General features: G+C 58.1%; 12 protein-coding genes and 1 riboswitch. Of the genes, 9 read left to right on the top strand and 3 right to left on the bottom strand.

What is annotated here, in order from left to right; genetic code table 11:
• The first annotated feature begins 143 nt into the window (after positions 1 to 143).
• Positions 144 to 1802, top strand: a complete 1659-nt coding sequence (locus tag KO498_RS03615) for an NAD+ synthase (RefSeq protein ID WP_215958509.1) — start codon at positions 144 to 146, stop codon at positions 1800 to 1802.
• A gap of 81 nt (positions 1803 to 1883) precedes the next feature.
• On the opposite strand, the gene soxR is transcribed toward KO498_RS03615, so the two are convergent.
• Positions 1884 to 2303: a redox-sensitive transcriptional activator SoxR gene (soxR, locus tag KO498_RS03610; protein WP_215958650.1), complete on the bottom strand. Its 420-nt coding sequence runs from the start codon at positions 2301 to 2303 to the stop codon at positions 1884 to 1886.
• 92 nt (positions 2304 to 2395) lie between these two features.
• Between soxR and KO498_RS03605 the strand changes: the two genes are divergently transcribed.
• A complete protein-coding gene (locus tag KO498_RS03605) occupies positions 2396 to 2776 on the top strand; it encodes a VOC family protein (RefSeq protein WP_215958508.1) in 381 nt (126 codons plus the stop codon).
• A gap of 11 nt (positions 2777 to 2787) precedes the next feature.
• Complete coding sequence (locus KO498_RS03600) at positions 2788 to 3216, top strand: DUF1801 domain-containing protein (RefSeq protein WP_215958507.1); 429 nt, start codon at positions 2788 to 2790, stop codon at positions 3214 to 3216.
• Here KO498_RS03600 and KO498_RS03595 read toward each other — a convergent pair.
• Entirely contained in the window at positions 3213 to 4103 is an 891-nt protein-coding gene (locus KO498_RS03595; RefSeq protein ID WP_215958649.1) for an MBL fold metallo-hydrolase, read from the bottom strand. The genes KO498_RS03600 and KO498_RS03595 overlap by 4 nt on opposite strands.
• Positions 4104 to 4302: 199 nt before the next feature.
• Here KO498_RS03595 and gltX point away from each other — a divergent pair, with 199 nt between their 5' ends.
• Both gltX and KO498_RS03585 read left to right on the top strand, forming a co-directional pair.
• On the top strand, positions 4303 to 5625 hold the full coding sequence (gltX, locus tag KO498_RS03590; protein WP_215958506.1) for a glutamate--tRNA ligase: 1323 nt from the start codon (positions 4303 to 4305) through the stop codon (positions 5623 to 5625).
• Positions 5626 to 5629: 4 nt separating this feature from the next.
• Positions 5630 to 7024, top strand: coding sequence for an MATE family efflux transporter (locus tag KO498_RS03585; protein WP_215958505.1), 1395 nt, complete (start codon positions 5630 to 5632; stop codon positions 7022 to 7024).
• Here the strand turns inward: KO498_RS03585 and KO498_RS03580 are convergent.
• Positions 7008 to 7613 (bottom strand): gamma-glutamylcyclotransferase family protein, encoded by a 606-nt coding sequence (locus KO498_RS03580; RefSeq protein ID WP_354667614.1) that lies wholly within the window; start codon positions 7611 to 7613, stop codon positions 7008 to 7010. The genes KO498_RS03585 and KO498_RS03580 overlap by 17 nt on opposite strands.
• A gap of 56 nt (positions 7614 to 7669) precedes the next feature.
• Here KO498_RS03580 and KO498_RS03575 point away from each other — a divergent pair, with 56 nt between their 5' ends.
• From KO498_RS03575 to gcvP, 4 genes are all read left to right on the top strand, one after another.
• Positions 7670 to 8137, top strand: a complete 468-nt coding sequence (locus KO498_RS03575) for an RrF2 family transcriptional regulator (protein WP_215958504.1) — start codon at positions 7670 to 7672, stop codon at positions 8135 to 8137.
• A gap of 40 nt (positions 8138 to 8177) precedes the next feature.
• Positions 8178 to 8265, top strand: a riboswitch (glycine riboswitch).
• Between the two features lie 146 nt (positions 8266 to 8411).
• The gene (gcvT, locus tag KO498_RS03570) at positions 8412 to 9542 is read left to right on the top strand and encodes a glycine cleavage system aminomethyltransferase GcvT (RefSeq protein WP_215958503.1); all 1131 of its coding nucleotides are present in this window, start codon (positions 8412 to 8414) and stop codon (positions 9540 to 9542) included.
• A gap of 22 nt (positions 9543 to 9564) precedes the next feature.
• Positions 9565 to 9924, top strand: coding sequence for a glycine cleavage system protein GcvH (gcvH, locus tag KO498_RS03565; RefSeq protein WP_215958502.1), 360 nt, complete (start codon positions 9565 to 9567; stop codon positions 9922 to 9924).
• An 80-nt stretch (positions 9925 to 10004) separates the two neighbouring features.
• Positions 10005 to 12854: an aminomethyl-transferring glycine dehydrogenase gene (gcvP, locus tag KO498_RS03560; protein ID WP_215958501.1), complete on the top strand. Its 2850-nt coding sequence runs from the start codon at positions 10005 to 10007 to the stop codon at positions 12852 to 12854.
• The last annotated feature ends 1 nt before the right edge of the window (position 12855 follow it).

Raw genomic sequence — 12855 nt, 5'->3', positions numbered from 1 at the left:
CTCTTTTCTTCGCACGCTCAAAGCACAAAGTAAGAGAAAACTATGCCAGAGCTGCGATAGGGGCAACTTGTTAAAAGGCTTTGGCCTTCCCCTTTGCGCGCTTTCTGCTAAATCTTCGCCAAACAAGACTGCCGGAGACACCCATGGCTGACAAATTTCGCCTTCTGATATGCCAACTCAACCCGACTGTTGGTGACATTGACGGCAACGCCGCACAAGCGCGCGCAGCTTGGGCTGAAGGCCGCGAGAAGGGCGTTGATATGGTCGCGTTGCCGGAGATGTTCATCACCGGATACAACAGCCAAGACCTTGTTGTAAAACCGATATTCTACCAAACAGCCATCGCCGCCATTGAAGCCTTGGCCGTTGACTGTGCCGATGGGCCAACGCTGGCCATTGGTGGGCCTGCGATCGACGAGGGCGGGTTTTACAACGCCTATTACATCCTGCGTGGTGGCAAAATTCTGAGCCGCGTGCTCAAGCACTTTCTGCCCAACGAAACCGTGTTCGACGAAGTGCGCATCTTTGACAGTGGCGACATTGCCGGCCCCTATGCGGTTGGTGACATGCGCATTGGCACGCCGATCTGCGAAGATGCTTGGCACGTTGACGTGGTTGAAACGCTTGACGAAAGCGGCGCCGAGTTCCTGCTGGTGCCAAACGGCAGCCCTTACTATCGCAACAAGTTTGACGTGCGGATGAACATGATGGTCGCGCGCGTTGTTGAGAGCGGTTTGCCGCTTATCTACTTTAACATGGTCGGCGGACAGGATGATCAGGTGTTTGATGGCGGCTCTTTTGGCCTCAACCCCGGTGGAGAGCTGGCGTTCAAGATGCCGACGTTCGACGCGGTGAACCAGGTTGTCGAGCTTGAGAACACGGATCAAGGCTGGCGGATTTGCAAAGGCGAGATCGCCGAGCACCCTGATGAGTGGGAGCAGGATTACCGTTGCATGGTTGAATCCTTGCGCGACTACATGGGTAAAACCGGCTTCAGGAAAGTGCTTCTCGGCCTGTCCGGCGGCATCGACTCAGCCATCGTCGCCACCATCGCCGCAGATGCGCTCGGCCCCGAAAACGTGCGCTGCGTGATGCTGCCCTCGGAATACACCTCACAAGCCTCGCTGGATGACGCCGAAGACATCGCCAAACGGCTTGGTTGTCATTACGATTATGTGCCGATCAAAGCCGGCCGCGACGCTGTCACCGAGACACTAGCCCCTTTGTTTGAAGGCCGTGAGGCTGACGTGACCGAGGAGAACATCCAGTCGCGCCTGCGCGGCTTGCTGCTTATGGCGATGTCCAACAAGTTTGGCGAGATGCTCCTGACAACTGGCAACAAATCCGAGGTCGCAGTCGGTTACGCCACGATCTATGGCGATATGTCCGGCGGCTACAATCCAATCAAAGACCTCTACAAAATCCGTGTCTTTGAGCAATGCCGCTGGCGCAACAACAACCACCGTGACTGGATGATGGGCCCCAAGGGAGAGGTGATCCCTGTGAGTATTATCGACAAGCCGCCCTCAGCCGAGCTACGCCCCGACCAAAAAGACGAAGACAGCCTACCGCCCTATGAAGTGCTCGACGATATCCTCGAGCGGCTGGTCGACAACGATCAATCTGTCGCAGAGTGTGTCGCCGCGGGCCATGATCGTGCCACCGTCAAACGCATCGAACACCTGATCTATATCAGCGAATACAAGCGCTTTCAGTCCGCCCCAGGCGCGCGCCTGACCAAAAGCGCCTTCTGGCTCGACCGCCGCTACCCGATCGTCAACCGCTGGCGCGATCCGAGCTAAGTCTTTTTCTTGGCTAAAATATCCTGGGGGTCTGGGGGCAACGCCCCCAGCTGGTCGCGTTTTGCAAAAAACGCGAAATCCCTAAAGCAACTGCGCACCAGTGCCTTTGGAAGCCACAGCATCGCCAGCATTATACAAGCGGCATTTTTCAAGGCTCAAACACCCACAGCCGATGCAGCCGTCAAGATCGTCGCGCATGCGGGTGAGCACCGCGATCCTGGCATCAAGCGCGGTGCGAAACTCTTCCGAGATCACCCGCCAGTCGCGTGCATTGGGCGTGCGTGCATCCGGTAGGCTCTGCAACCGTTGTTTGATCTCCGGTAAAGTGAAGCCAAATCCCTGCGCGATTTTGATAAACGAAACCCGCCGGATGTCGGCGCGTTTGAATTGCCGCTGGCCAGCCTCGGTGCGAACGGCTTTTATCAGCCCCTCGTTCTCGTAGAAGCGCAACGCCGATACCGCGAGGCCAGTGCGCTTGGCGATCTGCCCGATGGGCAACATGTCGTTTGGTGAAATCACAAATTCCTCCTTGAGCTAAAGTTAACTTTAGTAATTATACCTTGATTCGAACACACGGTTTGAAAGGAAAGAAAATGCCCGCAACTCTAGAACATGTGAATGTCACCGTGAGCGACTTGGAACGCTCGATTGCACTTGTTACCGACTTGTTCGGCTGGGAAGTGCGCTGGCGCGGCAGTGCTATTCACAGCGGAGAGAGCGCCCATGTCGGTGGCGAGCACAGCTATGTGGCGCTCTACCAGCACGCCAAGCAAAGCGTGCAGCCGATTGACAGCTACATCACCACAGGAGGCCTCAACCACATTGGCGTAGTTGTTGATGATCTGAGTGCCGTCGAGAGCAAGGTCAAGGCTGCAGGCTTAACACCTCACAGTCACGCCGACTATGAGCCGGGCCGCAGGTTTTACTTTCAAGACCATGATGGAACAGAGTGGGAAGTGGTAGAATACGATTGATCGGAGGCGATATGGTCGAAAACAAAACCAAAGTGACAGCTGTTACCCCACGCGACTTTGTCGGGGCGGTCGCGCCAGCCGGGCGGCGCGCGGACGGGCTTGTGTTGCTTGAAATGTTCTCCCGCATCACCGGTTTTGAGCCGCGCATGTGGGGGCAGAGTATCATCGGATATGGCCGCTATTACTACACCTACGACAGCGGCCATTCCGGCAGCTACCTCGCCACGGGTTTTAGCCCGCGCAAGGCCAAGCCGGTTGTTTACATCATGCCCGGATATCAGGGCTATCCGGAGATCATGGCACGGCTTGGCAAGCATAGGCTCGGCAAGTCTTGTCTCTATATCAACAAGTTAGCTGACATTGATTTGTCCGTTCTTGAAGAGCTTGTCCATGCCGGACTGGCCGACTTGGACAAGCTCTGGAAGGTGCATCCGGTCTAATCCATCAACTGTTGATAGCTGCTGGCCACGAAGTGAAAGCCGTCGCCGCGGGTTTCGACATAGCCCATGCCGGGGAAGGGCATGTGATACCCGACAAAGGGGATCTTGTCGGCGGCCATCATTGACAACAGCTTGCGACGGGTTGCGGCGGCCTGTGCCTTGTCTCGGTCAAACTTCACTTCCCAATCCGGGTAGGCGAGCGACCAAACGTAGTGATTGGCAAAATCCACAGCCAGCAACATCTGCTGCCCGTCACTTTCCAGCATGTAGGCCATATGGCCGGGCGTGTGCCCGAAGGCCTCAACCGCGGTGATACCCGAGGTGACGGAAGCGCCGCCTTTGATCATCGTGGTTTGTTCGGCCAGCGGGCGCATCTTGGCTTCAAAACCTTCGTTGGCTGCCGTGTCCCATGCGTCAAACTCTGTCTCGCCTGTCACGTAGTCGGCGTTGACGAATGTCGGGATGCCCTCGTCATTGAGCCCGCCGATGTGGTCGCCGTGCATGTGGGTAATGACAACTGTGTCGATCTGCTCGGGCTCATAGCCTGCAGCCTTGAGCGCACCGGAAATGCCGCCGGCGTTGAGGCCGGTATCAAACAGCACCAGCTTTTCACCGGTGTTCACAACTGTCGGTGTAAAGAAGAACTGCGCTTTGTCAGTTGGCAGGTTGGCTGCGGCAGACACTTCGGCGAACTCTTCGGGAGTGGCGTTCATGCCAAAAATCGACTGCGGGTTTGGCACCGTACGCGTGCCTGCGAGGAGGGTTGTCACCTCAAAGCTGCCTAGCTTCACACGGTTAAAGCGTGTCGTGGCGATGCCCATCATTTCGGCGGCGGCAAAAGCGGGGCTGGTTGTGGCGGCAGTAAGCGGCAAGGCGGCGGCACCCATCAAGGCACGGCGTCGAGTGATGTTAAAGGTTCTGCGGGTCACGGCTTGGCTCCTTTTGAGGTTTCAACCTACAGTATACGCGGAATTTTGACCAATGAGCGCCACTCACGCAAATTTGAGCAGGTTCGGCGGTGGCTTGCCACATCTGGACAATCCCGCTCGCCTATGAGACACCGCGAGCCTATTTCGGAGAGCTCATATGACTGTCACCCGCTTCGCCCCGTCACCCACTGGTTTTATCCATGTCGGCAACCTGCGCACTGCGCTGATGAACTACCTGATCGCCCGCAAGGCTGGCGGTGAGTTTATCCTGCGCATTGACGACACAGACCCCGAGCGCTCGGAAGAGAAATATGTTGATGCCATCAAGGAAGATCTCGAGTGGCTTGGTCTGACATGGGACCGCGTTGAGCGCCAGTCAGAGCGGCTTGACCGCTATGCGGATGCTGCCGACAAGCTGCGTGAGATTGGCCGCTTTTACGAGGTGTTTGAAACCCCGACCGAGCTTGACCTGAAGCGCAAGAAGCAGCTCAATATGAAGAAGCCACCCGTCTATGACCGCGCGGGGCTGTCACTGTCGGAAGCCGAGAAAGACGCGCTGCGCGAAGAGCGTGGTGGCTACTGGCGCTTCAAGCTTGATCACGAGCGCATCGAGTGGAACGACCAGATCATTGGCGATATCTCGATTGATGCGGCGAGCGTGTCTGATCCTGTGCTCATTCGGGCCGACGGACAGGTGCTTTACACGATAGCGAGTGTGGTTGACGACACGGATATGGGTGTCACCAATGTTGTGCGTGGTGCAGACCATGTCACCAATACCGCGACGCAGATCCAGATCATGCAAGCGCTGGGCTTTGAGGCTCCGGCCTTTGCGCACCACTCGCTTTTGACGGGCCCGCAAGGCGAGGCACTTTCAAAGCGGCTTGGCACGTTGGCGTTGCGCGATTTGCGCGAAGCCGGTATCGAGCCGATGGCGTTGCTCAGCCATATGGCGCGCTTGGGCTCGTCTGATCCGGCCGAGCTTTGCCGCGATATGGCCGAGCTTGTTGAGGGCTTTGAGATTGGCAACTTCGGCACCGCGCCGACCAAGTTTGATGTTGCCGATCTCACGCCCCTGACGGCCAAATACCTGCACGGATTTGCCTATTCGGATATCAGCGAGGACATCTTTGACGCTGGCGTACCAGCCGACAAGGCGGAGGCCTTCTGGAATGTGGTAGGCGAGAACATCGACACCCGCAAAGACCTTGCCACATGGTGGGAGCTGATGAGCAAGGGTGCCGAACCGGTGATCGACGACGAAGACGCTGACTTTGTGCGCGAAGCACTGGCAATGCTGCCGGATGGCCCGCATGACGGTGACACTTGGGGCACATGGACAGCCGCCGTAAAGGAAGCCACGGGCCGCAAGGGGCGCGGGCTTTTCATGCCGCTGCGCAAGGCGTTGACTGGCATGCAGCACGGCCCTGACATGAGTGCGCTTCTGCCGCTCTTGCAGGTGATCAAGGCTAAAGCGTAACCGCATGGCGCAAGAGCGCGCAGTCTTCCTTGAAGGGTCATTGATGCGCCACATCACAGTGATGGCGCTGACCTCGTCGGTCGGCCTAATGGCGGTGTTTCTGGTTGATCTGGTCGATATGATCTTCATCTCGATGCTGGGCCGCGACGAGCTTGCGGCGGCGGTTGGCTACGCGGGGGCTGTGCTGTTTTTCACCGCCTCTTTTGGCATCGGCATGGCGATCGCCACAGGCGCGCTTGTGGCAAAGGCTGTGGGCAAGGGCGACAGTGAGGGCGCGCGGCGCTCGGCCAGCACGGCGCTGATTTACGGTTTCAGCTTCGGGGCGTTGTTTGCAGCATTGGTCTGGTTCAACATTCCGGCTTTGCTCAAGCTTTTGGGTGCGAGCGGCGAGACCCTGGCACTGGGAACGCACTATTTGCGCATCATTATTCCGAGCCTGCCCCTGCTGCTTGTTGGCATGGTCGGCGGGGCGATTTTGCGGGCGCACGGCGCGGCGAAAATGGCTATGTGGGCGACGCTGATCGGCGGGGCGATCAACGCGGTGCTTGATCCGATCCTGATCTTCGGTCTCGACCTCGAGCTGACTGGCGCGGCGCTGGCTTCGGTCGCGGCGCGTATCGGCATTGCGGTTGCAGCGTTCTACCCGCTTTTGCGCGACTATGGCGGGCTGGCATGGCCCGGCGCTAAGGGGATGAAACAAGATTTCAAGCCGCTGGCAACGATCGCAATGCCAGCGATCCTGACCCAACTGGCGACGCCGATCGGACAGGCTTATGTCACCCGCTCAATGGCTGCTTACGGCGCGGATGCGGTTGCCGGCATGGCCATTGTCGGCCGCTTGACGCCTGTGGCCTTTGGGGTGCTCTTCGCGCTGTCGGGCGCGATTGGCCCCGTGATAGGCCAGAACTTTGGCGCAGGCAAAATGGACCGCGTGCGAGGGGCTTTCCGCGACGGGCTTGTTTTCACGGGGTGCGTCGTGCTCTTCGCGGCGCTGGTTTTGTTTGTGGCGCGCGCACCATTGGCTGATCTCTTTTCAGCCACAGGCACTTCGCGACAGCTTGTCTATCTGTTCTGTGGCCCGCTGGCGCTGTTGTTCTTTTTCAACGGGGTGATCTTTGTCGGCAATGCGGCGTTTAACAACCTCGGGCACCCGTTTTACAGCACATGGGTGAACTGGGCGCGGCACACGCTGGGCACCGTTCCATTCGTGCTTGTCGGCTCGGCTTGGCTTGGCGCGCCCGGGGTTTTGCTCGGGCAAGCAACAGGGGGCATTGTGTTTGCGGCTGTAGCTTTGGTGCTGGCGCGGCGGGTGATGGACAAGCCTGAGGTGGGCGCTGTTGAACCTGGCCCATATGCGCGACAAGGGCGCCTGCACGCGCTGTTCAACTTCCGCCGATGAAGCCCACGTTCAGGGCGGCGAGTTGTCCGTCAACAAAGGCAGTTTCAGCTGGCGTGAGCACTTGGTGACGCGGGTAGACCGGACTAGCCCGGTCGTTCAGAACCGGAGCGTCCCAGCCTGAAGTTGTAGCAAAGAACTGCGCTGCACCGTCTTCGCCAAACTCCTGCAGATAACCCTGAATGACCACATCGAGATAGCTGAGCAGGATCGGGGTTTCGCGCGTCGGGTCGCTTTGGTTTTCGGGGGCGATGGCATAGATCGCTAGTGATGCGGGCGTTTGCAACGGGTGGCTGATTGCACTGTTTGCGGGGAGGCGGGCATAGCCACGCTCGCGGATATCAAGTGCGGCCCAGTCGTCATTCGGGACATGGGCAATGAGGCCTGAAATTTCGCAGGTGATGTCGGGCACGGCCGTTAGGTAGCAGGCGCGGCGCTGGCTGGTTTGACGCCACGCGCGCCGCCAGCCTTTGGCTGTGGCATGGTGTGTGTCGGAAAAACTGTGCGTGGCGCGGTTAACCAGTGAGCCATAGCCGAAGAAATATGCGTGATCCATAAGCGAGCAGATGCCGTAGCACTTGATGCATGTCAAATGAAAGCGGCTTCAGATGATGTATCTGAGGTGCAGCTATTGCAGGGAGAAAACCGATGCGGGTGACAAAACGAACCAATATTGCGATGCGCGTTTTGATGTTTTGCGCCACAAACGTCGACAGACTGGTGACCAAAGCAGAGATTGCGGCCGTTTGCCAGTGTTCGGAAAACCACCTTGCTCAGGTGATCAACCAGCTGGGGCAAACCGGATTTGTCACCACGCAACGCGGCCGCAACGGTGGCATCCGGCTGGCGCGGGCCGCAGAGGCGATAAACGTTGGTGATGTGTTTCGCGTTGTCGAAGGCGCGGTGCCATTGGCCGAGTGCTTCGCTGATGTCGACAACAGCTGCCCGTTGATTTCGGCCTGCCGATTGCGGCTGGCGTTAAGAGATGCGGCAGAAGCGTTTTATGCCCATCTCGACGGGATAACCCTGGAGGCGCTAACATGCGACAACGCGCCGTTGCAGGCGATACTGGGGCAGTTTGAGTGCAAGCAAAGCGAGGCTCGCGCTCCTGCATAAAGGGCTTGCCGCTGAGGCCGTGGCATACTAGCGTATACCGCAACACCCCACGGGAGAACTGGCCACGCGCCGGTGCCGAAGGAGCAACCGCCCCGGAAACTCTCAGGCAACAGGACCGCGGGAATGTTGAGAACTCTGGAGAGTGGTGCGCGATGCACCCGCCGAAGGGATAGCGATCTCAGGCGAAAGGACAGAGGGGGCATTGAGAGCGCAGCATTGCTGCGACTAGATGCCCGATGCGTTGCAGACTCATCGGTAACTGGGAGGGAAGCCGATGGACGATTTGCAGCACACGCCGTTGTTTGCGTTACATGAGGAGTTGGGTGCCAAGATGGTGCCATTTGCGGGCTATGCCATGCCTGTTCAGTATCCGCTTGGAGTGATGAAAGAGCATTTGCATTGCCGTGCGTCTGCGGGGCTGTTTGACGTGAGCCACATGGGGCAGGTTGTGATCTGGCCGAACTCCGGCGATTTTGCCGATGCCGCGCAGGCGTTCGAGAAGCTCGTGCCTGTTGATGTGATGGGACTGAAGCCTAACCGTCAGCGCTATGCGATGTTCACCAATGAAGCCGGCGGGATCATGGATGATTTGATGATTGCCAACCTTGGTGACCATTTGTTTGTGGTGCCCAATGCGGGCTGCAAAGCCGAAGACATTGCCCATATGCAGGCGCATCTGTCTGAAACCTGCCGGGTCGAAGTGATCACCGACCGCGCGTTGCTGGCGCTGCAGGGGCCAAAGGCTGAGGATGCTTTGGCGCGACTTGCGCCTGAGGTGTGCGAGATGAAGTTTATGGACATCCGCGAGCTGAACCTCAACGGTGCTGACTGTGTTGTTGCGCGGGCTGGCTATACGGGGGAAGACGGCTTTGAGATATCGGTGCAGGAAGACGCTGCGGTAGAGCTGACGCGTTTGCTGCTGGCGATGGAGGAGGTTGAACCCATCGGCCTTGGGGCGCGTGACAGCCTCCGGCTTGAAGGCGGATTATGCCTGTATGGCAATGACATAGACCAAGGCACGACACCCGTTGAAGCGGGACTGAACTGGGCAATCCAGAAGGTGCGGCGTAAGGATGGCGCGCGTGAGGGGGGCTTTATCGGGGCGGATCGGGTGCTTGAGCAGCTTGAGCACGGCACCAACCGAAAACGTGTCGGACTGTTGCCAGAGGGACGGGCGCCGATGCGTGGCGGTGTCGAGCTGTTTGCCGCTGCCGAGGGTGGCGAGGCCGTTGGCACGGTGACGTCTGGCGCTTTTGGGCCGACCATCGAAGGGCCGATGGCGATGGGCTATGTGCCCAGTGAATTGAGCGCCGAGGGCACGCTGCTTTACGGCGAGGTGCGCGGCAAGCGTATGCCTGTGAAAGTGGCGAAGATGCCCTTCACACCAGCGAATTTTAAACGATAAGAGACCAGCAAGGAGAGAACATATGAAATATACCGAAGAGCATGAGTGGATCCGAGAAGAAGACGGCGTTTATGTTGTTGGCATCACCGAGCACGCCAGCGAACAGCTGGGCGACGTGGTGTTTGTCGAGCTGCCCGAAGAGGGCACGGAAGTGACCAAGGATGAAGACATCTGCGTGATCGAGAGCGTCAAGGCGGCGTCCGATATCCTCGCGCCTTTGGACGGCGAGATTGTTGAGGTGAACCAGGCGATTGTTGATGATCCTGGCAAGGTAAACGAAGACCCGCTTGGCGATGCATGGTTCTTCAAGATGAAGGTTTCTGACCTGAGCCCGATGGACGACTACATGGATGAAGCTGCGTATAAGAAGTTTATCGGCTGAGTTTTTGGCTGCTGGGGGAGCCTCCGGCGGGGATATTTATACCAAGAAAAAGCGTCAAATGAACGCTGGAGGAAGACGTGATGTCGTTTACGCCAACCGATTATCTGCCCTATGATTTTGCCAACCGTCGGCACATTGGCCCGAGCCCTGCAGAGATGCAGGAGATGCTTGCAGTTCTGGGAGTCGCGTCGCTTGATGAGCTGATTGATCAGACAGTGCCCAAGAGCATCCGGCAAGAAGCGCCGCTTGATTTTGGCAAGCCTTTGTCGGAGCGCGAGTTGTTGCACCGGATGCGCCTGACGGCGGGCAAGAACAAAGTTCTGCGCTCGCTCATCGGGCAGGGGTATTACGGCACGGTAACGCCGCCCGCCATTCAGCGCAATATTTTGGAGAACCCCGCTTGGTATACGGCCTATACGCCGTATCAGCCGGAGATTTCGCAGGGGCGTCTGGAGGCGCTTTTGAACTTTCAGACGATGGTCACTGACCTTACTGGCCTTGAGATTGCCAATGCTTCGCTGCTTGATGAGGCCACGGCCTGTGCCGAGGCGATGACCATGGCGCAACGGGTGTCCAAGAGCAAAGCGCGTGCGTTCTTTGTTGATCGTGATTGCCACCCGCAGAACATTGCTGTGGTCAAGACCCGCGCCAAGCCGCTTGGCATTGAGGTGATCGTAGGCAACCCAGACAAAATGAACGCCGAGGAGGTGTTCGGAGCGCTGTTCCAATACCCCGGAACATACGGTCACGTACGGGACTTTACCGAACACTGCGCGGCGCTACATGAGGCCAAAGCGATTGCGGTGATTGCAGCTGATCCGTTGTCGCTGACGCTTTTGAAAGAGCCGGGCGCTATGGGGGCTGATATTGCCGTTGGCAACACGCAGCGCTTTGGGGTTCCGATGGGCTACGGCGGCCCGCATGCGGCTTATATGGCTTGCAAAGACGCCTATAAACGCTCGATGCCGGGGCGGATTGTCGGGGTGTCTATCGACAGTCATGGCAACCGCGCTTACCGCCTCAGTTTGCAAACCCGCGAGCAACATATCAGGCGCGAAAAAGCGACGAGCAATGTTTGCACGGCTCAGGCGTTGTTGGCGGTTATGGCCTCGATGTATGCTGTTTTTCATGGGCCAGAAGGCTTGAAAGCCATCGCGCAGCGCATTCACCGCAAGACTGTGCGCTTGGCCAACGGGCTAGAGGCGGCTGGCTTTAAGGTTGATCCCAAGAGCTTTTTTGACACCATCACGGTTGATGTCGGGCCGCTGCAGGAAGCGGTAATGAAGTCGGCGCTTGATGAAGGCGTGAATCTGCGGCGTGTTGGCGAGACACGGGTCGGTATTGCGCTGGATGAGGCAACGCGGCCAGAGACGGTTGAAGCCGTGTGGCGCGCCTTTGGGATAGCCAAAAAAGACGACGATTTTAAGCCTGAATACCGCGTGCCTGACAAGATGCACCGTGAGAGCGAATACTTGCAGCATCCGATCTTTCACATGAACCGCGCCGAGACGGAAATGATGCGCTATATGCGGCGCTTGTCGGATCGTGATCTGGCGCTTGATCGGGCGATGATCCCGCTTGGTTCGTGCACGATGAAGCTTAACTCGGCGGCTGAAATGATGCCTGTGAGTTGGCGTGAGTTCTCGATGATTCACCCGTTTGTGCCGCAAGATCAGGCGCTTGGTTACAAGGAAATGCTTGATGATCTCACGGCCAAGCTCTGTGACATAACCGGATATGACGGCTTTTCGATGCAGCCCAATTCGGGCGCGCAGGGCGAGTATGCGGGGCTATTGAGCATTGCCGCTTACCATGAAGCCAACGGCGACAGCGAGCGCAATGTTTGCCTCATTCCGATGAGCGCGCATGGCACCAACCCTGCAAGCGCGCAGATGGTTGGCTGGAAAGTCGTTGTGGTCAAGTCAGCCGAGAACGGTGATATCGACCTTGATGATTTCCGCGAGAAGGCCGAAGCGCACAAAGACGCGTTGGCGGCTTGCATGATCACTTACCCCTCGACGCACGGTGTGTTTGAGGAAACGGTGAAGGATGTCTGCGAGATCGTGCATGCGCACGGCGGGCAGGTTTACATTGACGGCGCGAACCTCAATGCGATGGTCGGGCTGTCGCGGCCCGGTGACCTGGGCGGTGATGTTAGTCACTTGAACTTGCACAAGACTTTCTGTATTCCGCATGGCGGGGGCGGGCCGGGCATGGGGCCGATTGGCGTTAAGCAACACCTGATCGAGCATTTGCCAGGGCACCCGGAAACAGGCGGTGCCGAGGGGCCGGTGAGTGCTGCGCCTTATGGCTCGCCGTCGATTTTGCCAATATCCTGGGCCTATGTTTTGATGATGGGCGGCGAGGGGCTGACGCAGGCGACGCGCGTGGCGATCCTCAATGCCAACTACATCGCCAAGCGGCTCGAAGGGGCCTATGACGTGCTCTACAAAGGCCGCCAAGGACGCGTGGCACATGAGTGTATTTTGGATACGCGACCGTATGCTGATAGCGCTGGCGTGAGTGTTGACGACATTGCCAAGCGGTTGATGGACAACGGTTTTCATGCGCCGACGATGTCGTGGCCTGTGACGGGCACGCTGATGATCGAACCGACGGAGAGCGAGACCAAAGCCGAACTTGACCGCTTTTGTGACGCGATGCTGGATATCCGTGCGGAGATTGCCGCGGTTGAAAGCGGTGCGATGGATAAGGAAAACAACCCCCTTAGAAACGCGCCGCACACGATGGAAGACCTCGTGCGCGAGTGGGACAGACCGTATTCGCGCGAGCAGGCCTGCTTCCCCAAGGGGGCGTTTCGTGTCGACAAATATTGGCCGCCAGTGAACCGTGTGGACAACGTGCACGGCGACAAAAACTTGGTCTGCACATGCCCGCCGCTGTCGGATTATCTGGACGCGGCCGAGTAAG

Origin of the sequence: Lentibacter algarum, from assembly GCF_018860975.1 — a bacterium.
Lineage (GTDB): Bacteria > Pseudomonadota > Alphaproteobacteria > Rhodobacterales > Rhodobacteraceae > Lentibacter > Lentibacter algarum_A.
Note: the sequence above shows the minus strand (reverse complement) of the source record. Positions and strands in the feature narration are given on the sequence as shown.

Coding starts and splice junctions, on each gene's coding strand:
- KO498_RS03615 (WP_215958509.1), top strand. CDS start 144: ATGGCTGACAAATTTCGCCTTCTGATATGCCAACTCAACCCGACTGTT.
- gltX (WP_215958506.1), top strand. CDS start 4,303: ATGACTGTCACCCGCTTCGCCCCGTCACCCACTGGTTTTATCCATGTC.
- gcvP (WP_215958501.1), top strand. CDS start 10,005: ATGTCGTTTACGCCAACCGATTATCTGCCCTATGATTTTGCCAACCGT.
- gcvT (WP_215958503.1), top strand. CDS start 8,412: ATGGACGATTTGCAGCACACGCCGTTGTTTGCGTTACATGAGGAGTTG.
- soxR (WP_215958650.1), bottom strand. CDS start 2,303: ATGTTGCCCATCGGGCAGATCGCCAAGCGCACTGGCCTCGCGGTATCG.
- KO498_RS03585 (WP_215958505.1), top strand. CDS start 5,630: ATGGCGCAAGAGCGCGCAGTCTTCCTTGAAGGGTCATTGATGCGCCAC.
- KO498_RS03575 (WP_215958504.1), top strand. CDS start 7,670: ATGCGGGTGACAAAACGAACCAATATTGCGATGCGCGTTTTGATGTTT.
- KO498_RS03595 (WP_215958649.1), bottom strand. CDS start 4,103: ATGGGTGCCGCCGCCTTGCCGCTTACTGCCGCCACAACCAGCCCCGCT.
- gcvH (WP_215958502.1), top strand. CDS start 9,565: ATGAAATATACCGAAGAGCATGAGTGGATCCGAGAAGAAGACGGCGTT.
- KO498_RS03605 (WP_215958508.1), top strand. CDS start 2,396: ATGCCCGCAACTCTAGAACATGTGAATGTCACCGTGAGCGACTTGGAA.
- KO498_RS03600 (WP_215958507.1), top strand. CDS start 2,788: ATGGTCGAAAACAAAACCAAAGTGACAGCTGTTACCCCACGCGACTTT.